The sequence below is a fragment of the Synechococcus sp. BIOS-E4-1 genome (genome assembly GCF_014279995.1).
In the GTDB taxonomy this organism is placed as follows: domain Bacteria; phylum Cyanobacteriota; class Cyanobacteriia; order PCC-6307; family Cyanobiaceae; genus Synechococcus_C.
Genome location: NZ_CP047935.1, coordinates 1,664,243 through 1,685,412, shown reverse-complemented (window position 1 = coordinate 1,685,412; position 21,170 = coordinate 1,664,243). Strand labels below are relative to the sequence as shown.

Genomic DNA, 21,170 nt, shown 5'->3' with positions numbered 1-21,170 from the left:
TCAGTATTTGAGACTCAGACGTTTGACCAACCATTGGGCCAGTAGGTTCACCGCCAGGGTGAGAATCATCAAGATAAATGCTGCATACATCAGCGACGAAACTTGGCTTCCGTCGGCTTCTCCAAACTGATTGGCAAGCATTGCTGAAATGGTGTTCCCCGGTGCCAGCAATGACCAGCTGAAGGTGTTCGAATTGCCAATGATCATGGTGACGGCCATTGTTTCACCCATGGCACGTCCCAGGGCCAGCATGACGCCACCCACAATTCCTGAAATCGCTGCGGGGAGCATCACGTTGAGAATCGCCCCCCAGCGCGTCGTGCCAACGCCGTAGGCGGCTTGACGCAGCTTCATCGGTACCTGGTTGAGTGAGTCCCTCGAGATCGCCGTGATGATCGGCAGAATCATCACAACGAGAATCAAAACCGCAGGTGCGATTCCAGGCCCCATGGGATCTGTTGAAAAGAAAGGCAGCCAGCCCAGGGTCTTGTGCAGGACTTCAAGGAATGGACGGATGAACGGTTCCATCACGAAGATGGCCCAAAGGCCTAATACCACTGAGGGAATCGCCGCCAGCAACTCCACCATCAATCCGATCAGCGTTCGGATTTTCAGGGGAATGATGTTTTCGGTGATGAAGATCGCTGTTCCCACGCCGAGAGGCACCGCAATCAGCAATGCCAGAAGCGATGTCAGCAGGGTTCCGTAAATGGCTGTGAAGGCGCCGTATTCATCTTTGACGGGATTCCAATTGGATGTCACGAGAAATGACCAGCCATATCGGCCCATCGAATCCAGCGATCCCCAGAACACCACGATCAGGATGGCCAGCAGCACCATTGCCACCACCGAGGCCAGCAGGATCGCCAGGATCCTGAAGCCGCCATCCACCGATTTCTCCATCGGCGGACGTCGCCGTAAGCGATAAAGCTCCAACGACCTGGGCATTCTGTTCTGAACAGACCCCTGAAACGTACCGGTCCAACGGTGCCAAAATCACTAAGGGCTCGTTAACTCACCCTGTGGGATTGCATGTGCGGGGGCTGGGTGAGAGCTGTTTGGGCCGTTACCGTGAGACTTCACAAAGGCATTTATGGGCCGGATCGTCGGAATCGACCTGGGTACCACCAATTCCGTCGTGGCTGTTCTTGAGGCCGGGCGGCCCGTGGTGATTGCCAATGCGGAGGGCACCAGGACGACCCCCTCCGTGCTGGGTTACACCAAAGACAACGAACTTCTGGTGGGTCAACCGGCTCGACGCCAGCTGGTTCTCAATCCGCGCAACACCTTCTCCAATCTCAAGCGTTTTGTCGGTCGGGCCTGGGATGAGCTCGACGACGGATCACTCACTGTTCCTTACACGGTCCGCTCCAACAGTCAGGGCAATGTCCGCGTGGCTTGTCCTCAGACCGAGCGGGAGTATGCACCAGAGGAACTCGTGGCCAGCATCCTGCGCAAGCTTGTGGATGATGCCTCCACCTATCTCGGCGAAGAGGTGGAATCCGCGGTGATCACCGTTCCCGCCTACTTCAATGATGCACAGCGTCAGGCCACCCGAGATGCCGGTCGACTGGCTGGAATCAATGTTGAGCGGATTCTCAATGAACCCACCGCAGCTGCCCTCGCCTACGGCTTTGATCGCAGTGCGGTCCGACGTGCCCTCGTTTTTGATCTCGGAGGCGGAACCTTCGACGTGTCGCTGCTGAGGATCGCCAACGGTGTTTTTGATGTCAAAGCCACCAACGGTGACACCCAGCTGGGCGGTAATGACTTCGATCAACGCATTGTTGACTGGCTGGCGGAAGCTTTTCTCAAGGAGCACGAAGTCGACCTGAGGCGTGATCGTCAGGCGCTGCAGCGACTCACCGAAGCTGCCGAAAAGGCCAAGCAGGAGCTTTCCGGCGTCACCTCCACACCTGTCTCCCTGCCCTTCATCGCCACGGGTGCAGACGGTCCTCTCCACATCGAAACAACACTGGACCGGGAAACCTTCGAGGGTTTGTGTCCTGATCTTCTCGACCGTTTGCTGGTTCCGGTGCAGACAGCTCTCAGAGATTCCGGTTGGGCCGCTGAGGATATTGATGATGTGGTGCTTGTTGGCGGCAGCACTCGCATGCCGATGGTGCAGCAACTGGTCAGAACACTGATCCCCAATGACCCTTGCCAATCGGTCAACCCTGATGAAGTGGTGGCAGTGGGTGCAGCGGTTCAGGCAGGGATCATCACTGGCGAGTTGCGCGATCTGCTGCTCAATGACGTCACACCGCTTTCGTTGGGACTGGAAACCATCGGTGGTCTGATGAAGGTTCTGATTCCGCGTAATACCCAGATCCCTGTTCGTCAGTCCGACGTGTTCAGCACATCGGAGCCAAACCAGTCATCGGTCGAAATTCATGTCTGGCAGGGCGAGCGCCAGATGGCGACCGACAACAAATCACTGGGACGTTTTCGACTTTCGGGAATTCCTCCGGCGCCTCGTGGTGTGCCTCAGATCCAGGTTGCCTTCGATATCGATGCCAACGGAATTCTTCAGGTGAGTGCAACGGATCGGACGACGGGCCGTAAGCAGTCGGTGACCATCCAGGGCGGGTCAACGCTCAGTGAGGATGAAATTCAGGGTCTCCTCGCTGAAGCCGAGGCACGCGCTGATGAAGACCGTCGCAAGCGCTCCACGATCGAGCGACGCAACTCGGCGATGACCTTGGTGGCACAGGCAGAGCGACGACTCCGCGACGCCGCTCTGGAGCTTGGCCCCTACGGAGCTGAACGTCAGCAAAGAGCGGTTGAGATGTCGGTTCGTGATGTCCAGGATCTCCTGCAACAGGATGATCTTCAGGAGCTTGAGATGGCTGTGAGCGGTCTTCAGGAGGCGCTGTTCGGTCTGAATCGCCGTCTCACAGCTGAGCGTCAGACCGACGCCGGACCTCTGCAGGGGCTGAAAAGCACCCTCGGCACTCTCAAGGACGAGCTGTTTGCAGAAGACGACTGGGATGACGATCCCTGGGCATCGCCACAGTCCCGTTATGACGGACGCATGAGAGGTGGCCGAAGAGGGATTGACCCCTGGGATGATGACAACTTCCGCTGAACCGGACTACTGGTCGTTGCTTGGTCTGGAGCCTGGTGCAGCTCCTGACGTGCTCAAGCGGGCATTTCGGCGTGAAGCCAGACGCTGGCATCCCGATCTGAACGGCAATGATCGTCACGCCGAAGAACGCTTCAAGCTGGTCAATGAGGCCTACGCGGTTCTCAGCAACCCTGACCGGCGCAAGGAATGGCAGTCGCGTCAACGTGGAGGCGTTGCAAGCACGGACCCGTTCAGCACTGGATTTCCCGATTTTGAGGACTACCTCGCCGTTGTTCTTGGCCTCGAGCGTGAGCCTGTGCGCAGAGAGCAGGGCTCAAGGGAGCAACACGGCCGAGAGCCGTCGTCCAATCACAGCGAAGAATCTGATTCGACCTTTGCAGCTCACTGGCCGGAGGCCTCACCACAGCCACCTCCACCGGTCCGCAGTGAGGATGATCTGGAAACGGTTGTTGATCTCACACCGGATCAGGCCCTGCACGGCACCACCGTGGAGCTCGAGCTGGGGGACGGCACTCTGGTGGAAGTTGGTACCCCGCCTCGGGCGGGAGACGGTTGGCGGTTACGTCTTGAGGGCGTAGCCCTGGGAGGACGCGATCATTTCCTGCACCTGCGGGTGATCACAGATGACGGGCTGCGAATTGATGGCCTGCGGGTGCATTACCGACTTGAGTTGCTGCCACCGGATGCCGCGCTTGGATGCGCGGTGGATGTGCCAACTCTGTCCGGCCCGGTGACACTTCAGGTTCCTCCCGGTTCATCCAGCGGACGATTGTTGAGATTGCGAGGTCGGGGTCTTCGGCTCGCAGACGATTGCGGGGATCAGCTTGTGGAGATTGTGATCGTGATCCCAGCGGCGCTGGATGATGATGAACGGGCGCTTTATCAACGCCTGCAGGAACTCAGTCTTGAGCGAGCCAACGATTTCTAAGCCGCTGTTCCGATGAGAGACTGCTGCTGACGATTGATCAGCATGTTGGTTCACGTGCTCCTGTACGACGCAGGACAGGACAGCGAAGGCATTCACTCCCTCGAACTCTCAGGTCAGACGGTGGTGCTGATGTTTGAGAACCGCGACGATGCCGATCGCTATGCCGGACTTCTGGAAGCTCAGGACTTTCCGACTCCCAGCGTTGAAGCTCTCGATCGTGAAGAGATCGAGTTGTTCTGCCGTGAAGCGGGTTATGAGGCCCGATTCGTTTCCGATGGTTTTGTTCCGAAGTCGGACGATGAACGCCTGATGCTCGCCCCACCGAGTGCCAATCGTGATGTGGCCAATTGGCAGGAGCAGGATTCGGAACAGGATGCAGCCCAGGCGCAGGGACGCGCATCCCAGGACGAATCCTCCGTACCGGATCTTGATGATGTGCGTCGTCGTCTGGAGGGCCTTCTTTAGACATGTCGGAATCTCCTTCCAGCGCTGCCGTGTCGAGCTCCTCCTTGGCGTCTCCTTCGGAAGACCGTGGCTATCTGCTCACCGAACAGGTGAATCCTGCCAGTGATCAACTCGATCAGCTGTCAACCGATGCACTGGTCGACCTGTTCATCGATGAGGACCTCAAGCCCCAGCAGGCCGTGTTTGGCGCAAGAAGATCTCTGAGCCTGGCGATCGACGCCATTGCTGAGCGACTGCAGCGGAGCGGCCGTTTGTTTTATCTGGGTGCTGGAACTTCAGGGCGACTTGGAGTTCTGGATGCTGCCGAATGTCCACCCACCTTCTGCAGCCCTCCAGAGCTTGTTCAGGGAATCCTTGCCGGAGGTGCTCCGGCGCTGTTGCGAAGTTCCGAGGGTCTTGAAGATCTTGAATCTGCTGCGGTGAGTGATCTTCAGGAACGTGGTTTTGGCTCGGAGGATTGTCTGGTCGGCATCGCCGCTGGAGGAACGACGCCCTATGTCCGAGGTGGACTCAGCTACGCCAAAGAGCTCGGCGCGCTCACAATTGCCATGGCCTGTGTTCCCTCGGAACAGGCCCCTTTGCCTTGCGCGATTGACGTCCGACTGCTGACAGGCCCCGAGCTGTTGACAGGGTCAACACGTCTGAAAGCCGGAACAGCGACAAAAATGGCCCTCAATATCCTCTCAACAGGAGTCATGGTGCGGCTTGGCAAGGTCTATGGCAACAGGATGGTCGACGTTGCCGCCAGCAACAGCAAACTTGTTGACCGCTCCATGCGGATTCTCAGGGATCTTCTTGGCGTGAAACGCGAGGTGGCTCTCGGCTTGCTGGAACGCGCCCAGGGATCCGTGAAACGCGCACTGCTGATGGGAAGCTGCAATTTAGGGGCCGGCGAAGCTGATGCTCTGCTTGAAGCTCATGGAGCTGATCTGAGGGCAGCGATAGTCAGTCAGGGACAGTCGCTCCCGGTTCAGGGCTCAACACTTCCCCAGTAGGGACTGGTGAATAGGTCGAGGCGCTGACGCGTCGCTGCAGGCACGGCATCCGGAGCCGTCATCAGAGCATGTTCAAGGGCTCGGTGCGCTGCGGATTCGGGCCGTTGTTTGCTGAAGCTGTCCATCAAACGTTCCAGGATTGGCCCTGTTGCCGTTGCATTGGCTTTGAGGTTGTCCACCACCATGTCCACGGTGACGGCGTCATGGTCATCGTGCCAGCAGTCGAAGTCAGTCACCATGCTGAGTGAGGCATAGGCGATCTCGGCCTCTCTCGCCAGTCGCGCTTCCGTGTGGTTGGTCATGCCAATCACATCGCAACCCCAGCTTCGGTAGAGCTCGCTTTCAGAACGGGTTGAGAAAGCCGGACCTTCCATGCAGAGATACGTTCCACCGCGATGCAGATGGTGGCCCACGGGCATGGCGGTGGATGCCGACGTCGCCAGCCACTCACTGAGAATGGGACAGAACGGATCAGCCAGGCTGACGTGTGCGACGCATCCGTCGCCGAAGAATGTCTGGGGGCGTTGCCTGGTCCGGTCGATGAACTGATGAGGCACCACCATGTCGCGTGGCCTCAGGTGCTCTCTCAGCGAACCCACGGCGGACACTGAAATCAGCCAGCGCACGCCAAGGCTTCGCATGGCCCAGATGTTGGCTTGATAGGGCACTTCGCTGGGAAGCAGATGGTGCTGCCGTCCATGGCGAGCCAAAAAAACCACCTCAACACCATGGAGTGATCCGACCCTCAACGCATCCGATGGCTTGCCGTAGGGAGTGTCGGTATGCACCTCCTCGACAGATTCCAGGTTGTTGATGGAATACAGACCGCTGCCACCGATCACACCCACCCGGGCGGAATCCAGCTCTGGACCTGAGGCTGTTTGACTCATGGTGTGGTTGAGGTCGGCCTGCACAATCACCTGCCTAGCATGGTGTTTTCGGATTGACGCCTTGACGACCGTTCTCATGTCCACGGACGCCGGCGATATCAAGCTGGAGATGTTCGACCAGGACGCTCCCAACACCGTTGCCAATTTTGTCAAGCTGGCGCGCGATGGCTTTTATGACGGGCTGGCCTTTCACCGGGTGATCGACGGTTTCATGGCTCAGGGTGGATGCCCCAACAGCCGCGAGGGTTCACGAGGAACCCCCGGCACCGGCGGTCCCGGATACATGATCGATTGTGAAATCAACAGCAATAAGCATGTTCCCGGCGCGTTGTCGATGGCTCATGCCGGTCGCAACACAGGCGGCAGCCAGTTCTTCATCGTCCATGACGCTCAGCCTCACCTGGATGGTGTGCACACTGTCTTCGGCCTGACCGGTGATATGGACGTGGTCATGGCCATCAAGAACGGCACAAGGATTCAGAAGGTCACCGTTCAGGACCAGTGAATCAATGCGGCCTGGTTTCCTTCGGGGAACCAGGCGGTTTCCTGCTTCGCATCGACGAGTGAGCTGCGTTTCAGTTCCTTGCGCTCCAAGGTCTGCGGTGGGTGAGTGATCTGCTGTTCGTTCACCGTGTGCAGGAGACCTAGCCGTGATGTTTCCGGCCAGCCCGCCATGGTCACCAGCATCGCCTTGATTGAGGCTGAGTCAGGATCTGATCCCTGCAACGACCACACGAAGCGTGGGCGCTCCCACAATGCCAGGAGGCGGGGACCCTGTTCAGCCTGCAGCTGAAGGCCGCTTGTCTCGCTGAGCTGTTCCACACGGTGCAGCAGCTCAGAGAGAACGCCGTCATCGGTTGAGCTGCTGTCGAGACAGAGGACCCAGTGAGAGCCGAATTCGATCGGATCCAGCAGATGCCCAAGCTTCTCTTTTTTGGTGGCCAGATATCTGGCATTGAAGTCACCGACAGGTGCTTTCATCGGCACACGATTCACCACCTCAAGCCCATAGCCACCCAGGCCTGCGATTTTTCTGGGGTTGTTGGTGAGCAAATTGAGCCGGTGAATTCCCAGGTCACTGAGAATCTGTGCGCCGACTCCGTAGTTGCGCAGGTCAGGGGCAAAACCCAGCTTTTCGTTGGCTTCAACCGTGTCCAAGCCGCCTTCCTGCAGGCTGTAGGCCTTGAACTTGTTGATCAGACCGATGCCCCGTCCCTCCTGACGCAGATAGACCACAACTCCTTCGCCTTCCTTTTCGATGTGCTTCATTGCCATATGCAGCTGAGCACGGCAGTCACAACGCATTGATCCGAAGGCATCACCGGTGAGGCATTCGGAATGCATCCGCACCAGCACGGGTTCGCTCAGGTTGTTGGGATCGCCCTTGACCAGTGCGACATGTTCACTGCCATCAAGCTGATTGGAGTAACCGATGGCGAGGAACGAACCAAATTCCGTGGGCAGTGAGCACTGAGCCGATCGCACCACAAAGCGTTCGTTTTCGAGCCGGTAGCGAATCAGGTCTTCAATGCTGATCAGCTTCAGACCGCGTTCGCGTGCATAGATCTTCAGTTCCGGAAGCCGTGCCATCGAGCCGTCCGGGTTTTGAATCTCACAGATGACACCGGATGGATAGAGGCCCGACATCTGGGCAAGATCCACTGCGGCTTCGGTGTGTCCTGCACGCTTGAGAACACCTCCTGGGCGAGCTCTGAGCGGGAAGATGTGACCGGGCCTGCGCAGATCCGATGGTTTGGAACCCGGTTGGATTGCCACCTGGATCGTGCGCGAACGATCGTCGGCGGAGATCCCTGTGGAGACTCCATTTTCGGGGCCCGCATCGATGCTCACGGTGAAGGCCGTCTGATTGGAATCGGTATTGCGATCCACCATCAGCGGCAGATCAAGCGCGTCCAGGCGCTCTCCCTCCATGGCTAAACAGATCAGCCCACGCGCGTCCGTGGCCATGAAATTGATCTGTTCAGGGGTGGCGAACTGGGCTGCACAGATCAGATCCCCCTCGTTTTCCCGACGTTCATCGTCCACGACAACAATGCACTCTCCATTGCGGATGGCGGCGAGTGCATCGGGAATCGAATCAAACATGGGAGTCGCTACCTCGGTATGAGCTACGGAATCGGCCACCGTTCCGGGCGTCCTTGAAGCTTTAGCCATTATCGACGTCGGTACGATCGATCCATGTGCCGTCGCCGCAATGGGGATTCAACGGGTTGCTGTGGTGGGTGCCTCCGGGTACGGAGGTCTGCAGACCCTTCGCCTCCTGAGCGCCCATGCAGCCTTTGATATCACCTACCTGGGAGGCGAGCGATCAGCAGGTCGCTGCTGGAGCGAGATCTGTCCGTTCCTGCCGCTTGCTGACGACCTCACCGTGGACAGCCCTGATCCGGATCGCATTGCTGCTGCCGCTGATTTTGCGGTGCTGAGTCTTCCCAACGGTCTTGCGAGCGAGCTGGTGCCACCTCTGCTTGAGAAGGGCGTCAGGGTGGTGGATCTCTCCGCTGATTACCGCTATCGCAGCCTGGAACAGTGGGCTGCTGTTTATGTGCATGAGGCAAGAACCCACCAGCGCAAAGATGCTGATCTCTGTAAAGAGGCGGTTTATGGCCTGCCGGAATGGCATGGAGCTGAGATTGCCGAAGCCAGGCTGGTTGCGGCTCCTGGTTGTTTCCCTACCACCAGCCTTCTGCCTTTGCTGCCATTCCTCAAGCAGGGCTTGATTGACACCGAAGGTTTGATCATTGATGCCAAAACAGGCACCTCCGGTGGAGGTCGGGCTGCCAAGGAGCATCTGCTGCTGGCCGAAGCATCAGAGTCGATCAGTCCCTACGGCGTCGTGGGTCATCGCCACACGTCGGAAATCGAACAGCTCGCCAGCAGCGTGGCGGGATGCCCCATTCAGATTCAGTTCACCCCCCATCTCGTGCCAATGGTCAGGGGTCTTCTTTCAACGGTGTACGCACGATTGAGGGATCCCGGGCTCACCGCTGAAGACTGCACAACCGTCCTCAAAGCGGTTTATCGCCATCACCCCTGCGTCCGCGTGTTGCCTGTTGGCACCTATCCAGCCACCAAATGGGCCAAGCACACCAACCAGGCTCTTCTTTCCGTTCAGGTGGATGGCCGCACCGGACGTCTCGTGTTGATGAGTGCTGTTGACAACTTGATGAAAGGGCAGGCTGGCCAAGGGGTGCAGTGTCTGAATCTGATGGCGGGACTCACGGTCAGTGATGGACTTCCACTGGCACCCTTCTATCCCTGAGTGTTCCTCGCTGATCTCCAGCGTTGCCCAGCCATGGCCGTCGCCCAGGGAAGCAGTCGGTGTTCCTGCCTCTGAATGCGGCGCTTGAGTGTCTCCCTGTCGTCACCGGGAAGGACTGGAACGGCAGCCTGAGCCAGGATTGGCCCCGCATCCACATCGTTCAGCACCTCGTGCACCGTGCAACCGGCAACGGTCACACCTGACGTCAGACACTGACCGATCGCATCCATGCCTCTAAAGGATGGGAGAAGGGATGGATGGATGTTGATCAATCGGCCCGGGTACGCATCGATCAGCACAGGAGTGACGATGCGCATCCAACCGGCCATCACAACGGCCTCAATGTTCTCGGATTGGAACGTGCGCACCAGCTCCTGATCCATGGCTTCTCTGCTGGCGAATAGGCGGTGGTCTCGGAGCTCACAGCGGATACCCAGGCGGCTGGCTCTCTCGCTTGCCCCACAGCCGGGATTGTTCACCACCAGAAGACGGATTTGGGCATCGAGGCCGCCGCAGGCGATGGCGTCATGAAGTGCCTCGAAATTTGTTCCTGTGCCTGAGGCCATCACCCCCAGTCGCAAGGGTGAATCAAACCTGGGCCATGTCCCGATGGTCGGAACGATCAACGCGGGGTAACACTCGCTGTCCGTCTGGCTAGGGTCAGATTGCGCGGGCATTCCGATTACATGTCCCATCTGTCCATCCTGCCCACATTGGTGACCGATCTCGATCTGCTTGAGATCGCTCTCACCAGCGAAGGATTCAATGTCCTTCGCAGAGGTGTCGTGAGTTCCTTCGACAGTCATCAGTCAGTGGATCTCGCCGCGGTGCATCCATCCGGTCTGCAGCTGGGCTGGAGACAAAGTGACAATGCCCCCCATTTCGATCTAGTGGCGGACCTCGCCGCACCTGAGGGTTCGGGAATGACCGAATCCGTTCTGCGACGTGTTCTGCGTCGCTACGCCATGACCCAAGCCATGCGGCAGGCGGAGATTTTTGAAGCCGAGACGGTTACCGCCGGCATCTGATGGCCGACGTTCACGTTGCGCTCGATCTCCGTTCTCCCGCTTCACAGCTTCTCTGGGTCGAGCTCCAGTGGAGTCCTGCTCAACCTCGGCAGACCTGGACTCTGCCGGTGTGGACCCCCGGTTCCTACACCGTCAGGGACCCCTCCCAGCATCTTCACAGCCTCTCCGTTGAGCAGGCCGGTCAGCCCCTGGTTTCCCGTCGCCGATCACCGGAGACATGGGAGCTGCAATGCCGTGTTTCAGAACCGATCACCTTGCGTTACGCGCTGGAAGCGAGGCAGCTGACCGTCCGCACCAATCACCTCGATCCGGTGTTCGCATCACTCTGCCTTTCCGCAGTGGTGATGTTGGTGGAGGGTCAACGCTGGAATCGACACCTGTTGCAGGTGTTGCTCCCTCCTTCCTGGTCTGTGGTTTGTCCGTTGCCGCAGGACAACGGCACCTTTGTGGCCGAGGACTTCGACCATCTGGTCGACGCACCTGTCCATGCCGGCGAGCTTCATGTCGAGACGCTGAACGTGAGGGAGGTTTCTCATCAACTGGTGTTGATCGGCACTCCACCTGCTGGCTGGTCGAGCACGCTGCCAGCGGAGATCGAAGCCATCTGCTCGTCGGTCTGCACTCTGATGGACTCGGACCCGCCTTCCCGAGAGCCTTATCAGCTTGTGCTGCAACTGCTGGATCAGGGTTACGGAGGCCTGGAGCACGACAACTCCTCAGTCATGCAGTTCCCTTGGACACGCTTACTCGAAGAGGGAGGGACCCGCAGTTTGTTGCAGCTGATCGGCCACGAATATCTTCATCAGTGGAACGTTCGACGACTCCGGCCGAGCGAATACGTTCCCTATCGCTACGACAAGCCCGTCATCAGTGAGGGCCTCTGGTTTGCTGAAGGCATCACCAGCTACTTCGACCTGGCTCTGACTCTGCTCTCAGGTTTTTCCAGCCGTCTGGATCTGCTCGAGGATCTGGCCGCGGATCTCTCTCACGTGCTTCTCAATCCAGGGACAGGCATCCAGTCTCTCGCCGACAGCTCACGGGAGGCCTGGGTACGCCTCTACAAGCAGTCCCCTGCGAATGCCCGCAGTCAGATCAGTTATTACAAACTGGGAACCGCACTCGCCTTCTGTCTTGATGTGCGCCTGCGCCAGGCGGGTGGATCCCTGGCTCGGAGCCTGCGTCTGCTGTGGTCACGGCTGGGTCTTCATGGTCGGGGGTACACGCGCCGGGATCTGATGGATGTCATCGGTTCCACCTCGCCTGAACTGGCTTCCCAACTCCCCACCTGGCTGGATAACTGCGGCTCGATACCGATCGAGTCGTGTCTGAAGGAACTGGGTCTCGAGCTCCAGCCTGTGATGGCAGCTCATCCCGATGCGGGATGGACCCTGCATGAAAACGACGGAAGTGTCTGGATTGTTCGCACGGTCTCGTCTGGGGCAGCTGAATCTGCTGGCCTGGTCGCCGGCGATGAACTGCTGGCCATCCGAAACTGGCGTTGCCAAAACCTGCAACGCAGCCAGCAGCTGCTGCATGGTGCTGATCAATGTCAGGTGTTCTATAGCCGTCGTGGCCGGATCGCCAGCACGGAGCTATCCCTGAAGAAGGCCGGAGTGGAACGACACCGCCTGGCCTGGGACCCTGGTGCGACCAGGGAGGCTCGTTTGCTCCGCGATCAATGGTTCCAGATCATCTGAATCATGCGTGGCAGAAGGCAATCGGCCTGCTGCGCCATCCAGGAGCCGGAATTCTGCTGGCGACAACATCCACCCTGGTGCTGGTGCTGTCGCTGGTGGGATTCACCGCGGAAAAGTCCACCGAACGCACCGCTCGCAAGCCTTCCCTGTTGGATCTCCTTGATGAAGTCGCTCGCGACTCTGATCCGAAAAAGGTCCTGCCCGGACAGCAACCCGATGCTCCGCAAGCTGAGTCCTGGACATCTCCTCTGGCCCAACAGTGTTCGGGCATTGATCAGTCGATGCGCAGTCGACTGTTAGCCAAGCGCCGCAAACTCCCTCAGCTGCGCCAATCGATTCCCGCCGACCCAACCAACTACGGAGACCGCTTCCGCAGCAATCCCTGGGGCCAGGCCATCAACCCTGCTCCAAGGGTCGTGGTTCTGCATGAAACGGTCTATTCCCTCAGTTCGGCGGTGAACACATTCCTCACCCCCCATCCCCGTGATGAGGATCAGGTCAGCTACCACACGTTGGTTGGCCTCGATGGATCGATCGTGGATGTGGTGGATCCACTCAAGCGGGCTTATGGCGCTGGATACTCAGCATTCCTCGGCGAGTGGGCCGTCACCAATGCCGAGTTTGATGGCTCTGTCAACAACTTTGCCCTGCATCTGAGTCTTGAAACACCGGATGACGGGCATGGCACCCATGGCGACCACAGCGGTTACACGACCGCTCAGTACGACGCCCTTGCCCTCGTACTGGACGGCTGGCTGGAACGCTTTGAGATCGATCCTGCAGCGATCACAACCCACCGACATGTTGACCTGGGTGGAGCCAGGGCGGATCCCCGCAGCTTTTCTTGGTCCGATCTCCAGAATCGCCTTGCAGCTCTGGGAAGGCTCTGCCAGTCGTAGCCCAAGGCTGCTGCTGTTCAGATCACAGGAAGCGGTGCAGGACGGAACGTGGAATAGATCAGTCCATGCAAAGCAGGGTCCTGCATGTAGCGGAGCACCCTGGCGGGATAATCAAGTTTGCCGTTATGCAAGTAAGCCAGGGTGGCGATGGCCTTGGCATCGACATAGGAACGGCTGGCAATCAGGATTGATTCACGCTCCAGGCCGAGCTCCCCTTTCAGCCTTGCGAGTTTCGCTGCCAGCAGCTCCACGTTGGCATCCGGTTCCATCAGCAGGTCACGGGCAGCCGCGATCTGCTGGGGAGTGGGATCGGCAGGAAGCCGACCTTGGTGAATCAGCTCACTGATTCCGAGTTGCGCAGGGCCATGGGTCTCCACAAGACCTGAGTGCACGACGAAGGGCAGATCCTCTCCTGGTTTGGAGTGCTGAATTTCATCAAACAGAATGGCCGTGATCAACATCGGATTGATCCGATGGCGATCGGATTCTCGCTGGATCACCGGTTTCAGCCTGTTCAGTCTCGACAGAGTGTTGGCTCGCAGTGGCTGCAGCTGATCCACTCCGCGTGTGAACAACTGAGCCAGTTGAGTCTGAGGCCCGTGAACGCCGAATCGGCGTTGCAGATGTTCAAGCTCTTCGGCACTGAAATCAGTCGGGTCGGGGTCTCTGTCCTGAGACAGGGGAGAGGTCGACCTCTCCAGCTCGCTGTGGTCATTGACGCCAGGCAGAGGTGGCCAAAACGCCAGTGAGGCGGCAAGAGCCGTGATGGCCAAAGTTGCAAGGCTTGTGATCGCTCTCGGGACCATTGCGGAGCAGAGACAGAGCCTGTCAGGAAGTATTGACGGAGATTAGTCGTGGTGTCTCATTTCATGGGCATTCCGCTGGATCGTGGATACCTTCGACACAGAGAGTTCTCTCCATTAGATGAGTTTTCCGGATTTCAGTGCCACGGATACCCAGATTCAATGGCAGAGATTCTGTGATCTTCTCTGGCATCACGAGGACCTCGGAATGTGGCTGGATATCAGTCGCATGCACCTCAACAACGCCCAGCTCGAAGAGCTCACGCCCAGGCTGGAGAAGGCTTTTGAGGCCATGAAAGCCCTTGAGAACGGTGCCATCGCCAATGCCGACGAAAATCGCCAGGTGGGTCATTACTGGCTGCGGCATCCTCAACTGGCTCCTGATCCGGACGTTGGTCAGCACATCGCTTCCGAAATTGATGAGATCGAGCAGTTCGGAAAGGCGGTGATCAGCGGGGCGATCAAGTCTCCGACTGGTCAACCCTTCACGGATGTTCTCTGGATCGGTATCGGTGGCAGTGGACTCGGACCCTTGCTGATGATCCGTGCCCTTCAGGACAAAGATGCAGGACTTCCCTTCCACTTCTTCGACAATGTGGATCCCAACGGCATGAGTCGGACTCTTGCTGACCTTGGTGATGCTCTGCGCACCACCCTGGTGATAACGGTGAGCAAATCCGGAGGTACCCCGGAGCCCCATCTCGGCATGGAGCAGGCACGCCATCGCCTTGAAGCGGTTGGAGGCAACTGGTCGGCTCAGGCTGTGGCGATCACCATGGCTGGCAGCAAGCTCGACAAACAGGCTGTTGATGAACAGTGGCTTCAGCGCTTTGACATGTTCGACTGGGTCGGAGGCCGTACAAGCATCACCAGTGCTGTTGGCCTGGTTCCAGGCGCCCTGATCGGATCGGATATCCGCAGTTTCCTGGCAGGTGCTTCTCAGATGGATGAAGCCACGCGCGAGAGTGATGTGCGCCGCAACCCCGCTGCACTGATGGCAGCAGCCTGGTACACGGCGGGAGAAGGCAAGGGCAAGCGCGACATGGTGGTGCTTCCTTATCGCGACCGTCTGGAGGTGTTCAGTCGCTACCTGCAGCAGCTGGTGATGGAGTCTCTCGGCAAGCGCCTCGATCGCAATGGCGATGTGGCCCATCAGGGCATCGCCGTTTATGGCAATAAGGGGTCAACCGATCAACACGCCTACGTTCAACAACTACGAGATGGTGTCGACAATTTCTTTGTGACCTTCATCGAAGTTCTTCGGGATGTTGAGGATATCCCCGAGATCAACGGTGAGCGGCCTGGGGACTTCCTGGATGGCTTCGTTCAGGGAACCCGGTCGGCACTGACCGAAGGAGGACGTCAGAGTCTGAGCATCAGCATGCGTCAGTTCGATGCCCGTCGCCTCGGCGCTCTGATTGCACTTTTTGAGCGTGCCGTGGGCTTCTATGGAGAACTGGTCAACATCAACGCCTATCACCAGCCTGGAGTTGAGGCCGGTAAGAAGGCCGCAGCTGCGATCCTCAAACTGCAGCGGCAGGTGGAGGAGGTGCTCAGCGATGGAGTGTCGCGCTCAGTCGTGGAGATCCATCAGGCGATTGGAGAGGGACCAGTAGAAGCCGTCTTCTGGATTGTGCGTCATCTCACCGGTAACAATCGCGGCTATCAGGCACAAGGTGACTGGAACAAACCAGCCACTCTGCGTTTCAGCAAATCCTGATCGGCAGTCAGGAAGGCACCAGATTCACCAGCTTCCCCGGCACCACAATCACCCGCTCGGGGGGCTTGCCGTCCAGCCAGCGCTCAGCCACGTCGCTGGCCAGCGCCAGGGCCTCCAGTGTCTCTTTGTCGCATTCAGCAGGAACCTGAATGGTTCCTCTGACCTTTCCCTTGATCTGAATCACCAGATCAACGGTGTCCTGCACGAGTGCTTCAGGGTCATACAAAGGCCAGGCCTGGAGATGAACACTGCCCTGTCCACCGAGTCGGAACCAGAATTCTTCCGCAAGGTGTGGAGCAAACGGTGCAAGCAACCTGATCAGCGCCCCCATCGCCTCCACCTGCACCGGTCGTGATGCCTCAAGCACCGCTCCAGAAAGACTGTTCGACAGTTTCATCAACTCCGATATCGCGGTGTTGAACTGGAACTCGCCGCTGAGATCCTCACCCACCGCCTGAATGGCCAGATGAACAGCACGTCGAATCGCTGTTTCCGATTCGGACAGCTCTGCGGGAATACCTGATGCGTCTTCGCGCAGCAGTTGATCCGGAGCTGTCACTTTGCTGACGCTGTCCACCAGCCGCCAGAGACGTTGAAGGAAGCGGAACTGACCTTCCACATCGGCGTCATCCCACTCAAGATCTTTCTCGGGCGGAGCTTTGAACAGGATGAACATCCGAGCCGTGTCCGCTCCATACCGGTCAATGACCAGTGCTGGATCGACTCCGTTGTGCTTCGACTTGGACATTTTTTCGAACAGCACCTCAAGCTCTCCGCCGTCGTCGGGGTCGGTCGGAGCACCCTGATCGGCCACCTGAGCGGGGGCGACATATCTCCCCGTCCTTGGATTGCGGTAGGTCACCCCCTGCACCATTCCTTGAGTCAACAACCGCTCGAACGGCTCATTGATCGAGATCAGACCGCGATCCCTCAGTGCCCTGGTGAAAAATCGCGAGTAAAGCAAATGCAGGATGGCGTGCTCAATGCCTCCCACGTACTGCTGAACGGGCAGCCATCGCTTGACGGCTGCGCTGTCGAATGGCCGATCGGAGTTGTGAGGATCAGCGAAGCGCAGGAAATACCAGGAGGAACACATGAAGGTGTCCATGGTGTCCGTCTCGCGTCGTGCCGGTGTTCCACAGATTGGACAGGGGACATTCACCCAGTCATCCAATGCGGCAAGAGGTGATCCACCCTTGCCCGCCAGATTGACGTTTTTGGGCAGGGCCACCGGTAGCTGATCTGCTGGAACAGGCTGTGCGCCGCAGTCCGGACAATGAATGATTGGAATCGGACAACCCCAGTAGCGCTGTCGCGAGATCAGCCAGTCTCGAAGCCTGTATTGACGCTTGGCTCGCGCCCATCCTTGGGTTGTGCCGTGTTCGGTGATGGCCTGCTTGGCCTGGTCATTGCTTTGACCATCGAAGTCTCCGCTGTTGACCAGGGTTCCAGGTCCTGTCCAGGCCTCACCATCGTTGAGGTGCTCATCAGCGCCATCCACCAGGATCACGCGCTGCACGGGTAACTCATATTTTCGTGCGAATAGGAAATCGCGCTCGTCATGGGCGGGAACTCCCATCACTGCTCCGGTTCCATAGCCCGCCAGGACGTAGTCAGCAACCCAGATCGGAATCCTCTGACCGTTGGCCGGGTTCACCGCTTCGGCACCGGTGGCGACACCACGTTTGGGACGATCATCCGCCGTGCGCTCATCATTCGAAAGATCGCTGACCAAATCTCGGAATGCTTCGACGGATTCTTTTTGATCCGCAGTGGTGAGAGCATCGACTAACGGATGTTCAGGCGCCAGAACGACATAGCTGACACCAAATAGGGTGTCTGCTCTGGTTGTGAACACGGTGATCGTGGCGTCGTGGTGACCCACCACCTGAAAGTCGATTTCTGCCCCGATGGAGCGTCCGATCCAGTTGGCCTGCATGGTGCGCACCCGTTCAGGCCAACCCTGCAGCTGATTCAGGTCCTCGAGCAGTGCATCCGCGTACTGGGTGATTTTCAGAAACCACTGTTTCAGGTTTTTCTGCTCGACCAGCGCGCCGGATCGCCAGGAACGACCCTCGGAATCAACCTGCTCGTTGGCCAGCACCGTCTGGTCGACAGGGTCCCAGTTGACGGTTGCTTCCTTCTGGTAGGCCAGACCTGCTGAGTGCAACTCAAGAAAGAGCCACTGCGTCCAGCGGTAATAGTCCTCATGGCATGTGGCCTGCTCTCGAGACCAGTCGATCGATAGCCCCAGGCGACCGAGTTGATTTCGCATCTGATCGATATTTCTGTCTGTCCAGACGCCGGGGTCCACGTTGCGTTCGATCGCTGCGTTTTCAGCAGGAAGCCCGAAGGCATCCCAACCCATCGGATGCAGCACAGCATCACCACGCATGCGCTGGGCTCTTGCAATCACATCGGTGATCACATAGTTCCGAACATGCCCCATATGAAGGCTTCCTGAGGGGTACGGAAACATTGAAAGCGCATAAAACGCTTTCTGCTCAGGCCTGGGATCCTGGGTTTGATAGAGAGCCTCTCGGTCCCACTTGCATTGCCACTGTTTTTCGAGGAGGGAGGGGTCGTAGCGATCGGACAGACCCGGGGTGGAGTCGGGCATGGATGAGGACTGCGGGCCTGTCACATCAGGAGAACACCTGCGTGAGATCGTGACACAGCCTGAGGCCTTCCTCTGGCAGCAGCCCCGATGTCGCTCAGACAAGCGGACGAATGGTGAGCACCGCCAGGCGATTGATCAAGACGGGGTCGTTGCCGTCGTCCCGTTGGAGTGCGAAGTACTGAGGATCCTGCCAAGCGATTCGGCCATCCAACCTGCGGCCATCATTCAGCTCGATTCCGAGCACTCGCTGCTCGCGAATCCATGACTGGATCAATCGGATACCGGGCAAGCTGGGATCAAAGCCCGTTGAATCCATGGTGTGGAAATGAAAAAGGCATATCTACCGCACTTCAGCAAAGACGCTTGACGACGTCAATCAGGCTGTGGGATGCATGGTTCAGGGATTGATTGATCCTGCAGAGCGAAGAGGAGTTTGTCTGGCAACAACAACTCACTTCTTAGAACATCCTCGAAGTACTGATGAAGGACTTTTTTGGACTTAAAACCTGAGACAAGAGAACAATTACTCGTCGCGCTCACGAATCAGTGGGCATCCATGTTGGATCAATTGGATGAGGGTGATTTCACCCCTGAAGATTTTTATGAGATTCGCAAACAGGATTCAGATGATGAGCTGGTCAGGGAAAGCGGCTGTCAAACGGATGAGGAGCTCAACAAATTTATCAACGATTGGTTTTACAGTGGGTTCTGGACTTCACCTTGATCTGAATAATGTGCGAGTCACGACGTTTTAAGTGAGTGCCGTGGTTTGTATGCTCCAGGATTGATTGAAAGGATTTAAAGGAGTATGAATGATGGCATCGTGGAGTTGTAAGTTGATGACTGCTTGAGTGATTTTTTCCGGATTGGTCCTGCTCGGAGTCGTTCATGGCAATGATGAAAATTTGGGTTAAGATGCTTTATTGTTTTTCTGCATAGCAATGATTTCACCGGCCAGGCTCCTGGGTTTTGCGGTCTTGATTGTCTGCGCAGGTGGTTGTCAATATTTCATGTCGCCCAAGACAATGCTGGAGAGCACTAAGGCTGATGAACTCTGCTATCAGTGGAAGGAGGAGTCGAGAAGGGAAGTTATCAAATCCGGCATGTCCTACACGTTATTCAACAGGGGTTGTAAATTGAATACTGATCGGACGATGTATCTTGGTTACGAGGGCGACTATTTGACCGGCAATCAAGAGCAGGATGAGCAAATCATGGCGAGTTGGACTGTTGTGAAAACTTTCAGATTAAAGAGTTGATATAAACCGCTCAGCTTTCCAGTCGATGGATTTTGTGCCACGGGTACCATTCAATGTCGCATGTTGAACAGTGGTTTTGTAGACATGTTTTGTTGAGCGTTCTGCCTCTTTTGGTATGGCCTCTGGTGGCAATGCCTGGAGGCTGGGCTGTTTAGTCATCAGCAAGCTGAATCGCGATCCAAGAGGTTGAGATGTGAAGTGAAGATCAGCGCCGATTGAGAGCTTGTGTTGTGTTGAGCTTTGGGCTGTTTAAGTTTTCTCTTGCGCACATGCTTCTGGTTTTTTCATCACCATTGCTCCGGAACGCAACTCACAGGAGCACAGCGCCTTTGACACGCGAATATCAGTGTTCGAAATCCTGTAACGTGTTGCTATAACAGGGTTGTTCTGAATGCTGACTTTCAGCAAATATCAAGGGCTGGGCAACGACTTCATTTTGATGGAGGGCCGTTCCGGGCAATTGTCGGCTGAGATTCACAGCCCCGATCCAGGCTGGGTCCAACGCCTTTGCGATCGACGCTTCGGCATTGGAGCAGATGGATTGATTCTGGCTCTACCTGCAGAGGGAGATGCCGAGCTGCGCATGCGCATCTTCAATGCCGACGGCTCGGAAGCAGAGATGTGTGGTAACGGAATTCGCTGTCTTGCGCGCTTCCTCGCTGACAGCGACGGGGATGGTCCCGGTCGTCAATGGGCGATCGAAACTCCTGTTGGTCTGATCATTCCGGAACTTCAGAACGATGGTCAGATTCGCGTGGATATGGGAGCTCCGTTCCTTGATTCTGCCTCGGTGCCCACCACTCTCACCGCTGATGCATCCGGACTTCCGGTGGGTGAACTGAACCTTGGTGGAGACACTCTTGCCCTGGCGGCAGTTGGCATGGGAAATCCCCACGCAATCGTGCCCGTCGGCGATCTCGACTCCATACCGTTTGAAAGCTGGGGTGCGGCATTGGAATGCCACGAGGTTTTTCCGGCCAAGACCAATGTGCATTTTCTGAAGGTGCACGGACGTTCTCAGCTCGAAATCAGAGTCTGGGAACGAGGTGCTGGTCCCACCCTTGCCTGTGGGACCGGCGCTTGCGCCACGCTTGTCGCGGCTGTTCTGCTCGGACTCAGCGATCGGGAGGCCACTGTTGAGCTGCCCGGTGGTCCTCTTCAGATCAGCTGGGAGAAGACTGGCGCATCGGTGTTCATGACTGGTCCTGCTGTTGCTGTGTTCGATGGCGTTCTCAATCCTGAACTCATCCCTTCTCAGATCCCAGCAACAGATGCAGCATCGGTCGCGATCGTCGAACCAGCGGCGTCTCTCGAGACAGCCAACGGAGAGTCCGAGAAGCGCCAACCTGATGATGCGTGTTCCGAAGAGGAAGCCCAGTCAAGAGTTCAGGAATTCCTTGCCTCCAATTCTCTGGATTCGATGATCAACATCGCCACTGAATCCCTGGAACAACGAACTCTTTCGCGTCTTCAACGCGACAGCCAACCCTGAAAGACG

19 protein-coding genes are annotated in these 21,170 nt (G+C 57.5%); 12 read left to right on the top strand and 7 right to left on the bottom strand.

Annotated elements, in window-relative coordinates:
- On the bottom strand, positions 1-948 hold the full coding sequence (gene pstC, locus SynBIOSE41_RS09005) for a phosphate ABC transporter permease subunit PstC (RefSeq protein ID WP_186537559.1): 948 nt from the start codon (positions 946-948) through the stop codon (positions 1-3).
- Between the two features lie 145 nt (positions 949-1,093).
- On the opposite strand from pstC, the gene dnaK reads away from it, so the two are divergent.
- The 4 genes from dnaK to murQ are packed head-to-tail and all read left to right on the top strand — an operon-like array spanning position 1,094 to position 5,476.
- Positions 1,094-3,088, top strand: a complete 1,995-nt coding sequence (gene dnaK / locus SynBIOSE41_RS09000; protein ID WP_186537558.1) for a molecular chaperone DnaK — start codon at positions 1,094-1,096, stop codon at positions 3,086-3,088.
- Positions 3,072-4,016 (top strand): DnaJ C-terminal domain-containing protein, encoded by a 945-nt coding sequence (locus SynBIOSE41_RS08995; RefSeq protein WP_186537557.1) that lies wholly within the window; start codon positions 3,072-3,074, stop codon positions 4,014-4,016. The genes dnaK and SynBIOSE41_RS08995 overlap by 17 nt, the downstream gene beginning before the upstream one ends.
- Positions 4,017-4,058: 42 nt before the next feature.
- Positions 4,059-4,481: a DUF3110 domain-containing protein gene (locus SynBIOSE41_RS08990; RefSeq protein WP_066907561.1), complete on the top strand. Its 423-nt coding sequence runs from the start codon at positions 4,059-4,061 to the stop codon at positions 4,479-4,481.
- Between the two features lie 44 nt (positions 4,482-4,525).
- Positions 4,526-5,476 carry an N-acetylmuramic acid 6-phosphate etherase gene (gene murQ / locus SynBIOSE41_RS08985; RefSeq protein WP_370594230.1) on the top strand — a complete coding sequence of 317 codons (951 nt, stop codon included), beginning with the start codon at positions 4,526-4,528 and terminating at the stop codon, positions 5,474-5,476.
- Here the strand turns inward: murQ and mtnP are convergent.
- Positions 5,452-6,366: an S-methyl-5'-thioadenosine phosphorylase gene (mtnP, locus tag SynBIOSE41_RS08980; protein ID WP_186537555.1), complete on the bottom strand. Its 915-nt coding sequence runs from the start codon at positions 6,364-6,366 to the stop codon at positions 5,452-5,454. The genes murQ and mtnP overlap by 25 nt on opposite strands.
- Positions 6,367-6,442: 76 nt before the next feature.
- On the opposite strand from mtnP, the gene SynBIOSE41_RS08975 reads away from it, so the two are divergent.
- A complete protein-coding gene (locus SynBIOSE41_RS08975; RefSeq protein ID WP_370594229.1) occupies positions 6,443-6,871 on the top strand; it encodes a peptidylprolyl isomerase in 429 nt (142 codons plus the stop codon).
- On the opposite strand, the gene ribBA is transcribed toward SynBIOSE41_RS08975, so the two are convergent.
- Complete coding sequence (gene ribBA / locus SynBIOSE41_RS08970; protein ID WP_370594228.1) at positions 6,859-8,472, bottom strand: bifunctional 3,4-dihydroxy-2-butanone-4-phosphate synthase/GTP cyclohydrolase II; 1,614 nt, start codon at positions 8,470-8,472, stop codon at positions 6,859-6,861. The two genes, SynBIOSE41_RS08975 and ribBA, sit on opposite strands and share 13 nt — an antisense overlap.
- A gap of 109 nt (positions 8,473-8,581) precedes the next feature.
- On the opposite strand from ribBA, the gene argC reads away from it, so the two are divergent.
- Positions 8,582-9,646 (top strand): N-acetyl-gamma-glutamyl-phosphate reductase, encoded by a 1,065-nt coding sequence (argC, locus tag SynBIOSE41_RS08965; protein ID WP_186537552.1) that lies wholly within the window; start codon positions 8,582-8,584, stop codon positions 9,644-9,646.
- On the opposite strand, the gene purN is transcribed toward argC, so the two are convergent.
- Positions 9,637-10,323: a phosphoribosylglycinamide formyltransferase gene (gene purN / locus SynBIOSE41_RS08960; protein WP_186537551.1), complete on the bottom strand. Its 687-nt coding sequence runs from the start codon at positions 10,321-10,323 to the stop codon at positions 9,637-9,639. The two genes, argC and purN, sit on opposite strands and share 10 nt — an antisense overlap.
- Positions 10,324-10,332: 9 nt before the next feature.
- Between purN and SynBIOSE41_RS08955 the strand changes: the two genes are divergently transcribed.
- Genes SynBIOSE41_RS08955 through SynBIOSE41_RS08945 form a run of 3 tightly spaced genes read left to right on the top strand, consistent with a single transcriptional unit; the run spans position 10,333 to position 13,270 of the window.
- Entirely contained in the window at positions 10,333-10,674 is a 342-nt protein-coding gene (locus tag SynBIOSE41_RS08955) for a DUF1257 domain-containing protein (RefSeq protein ID WP_186537550.1), read from the top strand.
- Positions 10,674-12,371: a M61 family metallopeptidase gene (locus tag SynBIOSE41_RS08950; RefSeq protein ID WP_186537549.1), complete on the top strand. Its 1,698-nt coding sequence runs from the start codon at positions 10,674-10,676 to the stop codon at positions 12,369-12,371. The genes SynBIOSE41_RS08955 and SynBIOSE41_RS08950 overlap by 1 nt, the downstream gene beginning before the upstream one ends.
- The gene (locus SynBIOSE41_RS08945; protein WP_186537548.1) at positions 12,353-13,270 is read left to right on the top strand and encodes an N-acetylmuramoyl-L-alanine amidase; all 918 of its coding nucleotides are present in this window, start codon (positions 12,353-12,355) and stop codon (positions 13,268-13,270) included. Before SynBIOSE41_RS08950 ends, SynBIOSE41_RS08945 begins: the two co-directional genes overlap by 19 nt.
- Before the next feature lie 17 nt (positions 13,271-13,287).
- On the opposite strand, the gene SynBIOSE41_RS08940 is transcribed toward SynBIOSE41_RS08945, so the two are convergent.
- Positions 13,288-14,076 carry a helicase DnaB gene (locus SynBIOSE41_RS08940; protein WP_255475687.1) on the bottom strand — a complete coding sequence of 263 codons (789 nt, stop codon included), beginning with the start codon at positions 14,074-14,076 and terminating at the stop codon, positions 13,288-13,290.
- Between the two features lie 118 nt (positions 14,077-14,194).
- On the opposite strand from SynBIOSE41_RS08940, the gene SynBIOSE41_RS08935 reads away from it, so the two are divergent.
- Positions 14,195-15,793, top strand: coding sequence for a glucose-6-phosphate isomerase (locus SynBIOSE41_RS08935; RefSeq protein ID WP_067325490.1), 1,599 nt, complete (start codon positions 14,195-14,197; stop codon positions 15,791-15,793).
- 7 nt (positions 15,794-15,800) lie between these two features.
- On the opposite strand, the gene leuS is transcribed toward SynBIOSE41_RS08935, so the two are convergent.
- Both leuS and SynBIOSE41_RS08925 read right to left on the bottom strand, forming a co-directional pair.
- Positions 15,801-18,437 (bottom strand): leucine--tRNA ligase, encoded by a 2,637-nt coding sequence (gene leuS / locus SynBIOSE41_RS08930; protein WP_370594117.1) that lies wholly within the window; start codon positions 18,435-18,437, stop codon positions 15,801-15,803.
- A 70-nt stretch (positions 18,438-18,507) separates the two neighbouring features.
- On the bottom strand, positions 18,508-18,729 hold the full coding sequence (locus tag SynBIOSE41_RS08925) for a hypothetical protein (RefSeq protein WP_066907536.1): 222 nt from the start codon (positions 18,727-18,729) through the stop codon (positions 18,508-18,510).
- A 240-nt stretch (positions 18,730-18,969) separates the two neighbouring features.
- Here SynBIOSE41_RS08925 and SynBIOSE41_RS08920 point away from each other — a divergent pair, with 240 nt between their 5' ends.
- Positions 18,970-19,137 (top strand): hypothetical protein, encoded by a 168-nt coding sequence (locus SynBIOSE41_RS08920; RefSeq protein ID WP_186537546.1) that lies wholly within the window; start codon positions 18,970-18,972, stop codon positions 19,135-19,137.
- A gap of 926 nt (positions 19,138-20,063) precedes the next feature.
- Complete coding sequence (dapF, locus tag SynBIOSE41_RS08910; RefSeq protein ID WP_186537545.1) at positions 20,064-21,164, top strand: diaminopimelate epimerase; 1,101 nt, start codon at positions 20,064-20,066, stop codon at positions 21,162-21,164.
- Positions 21,165-21,170 lie beyond the last annotated feature (6 nt).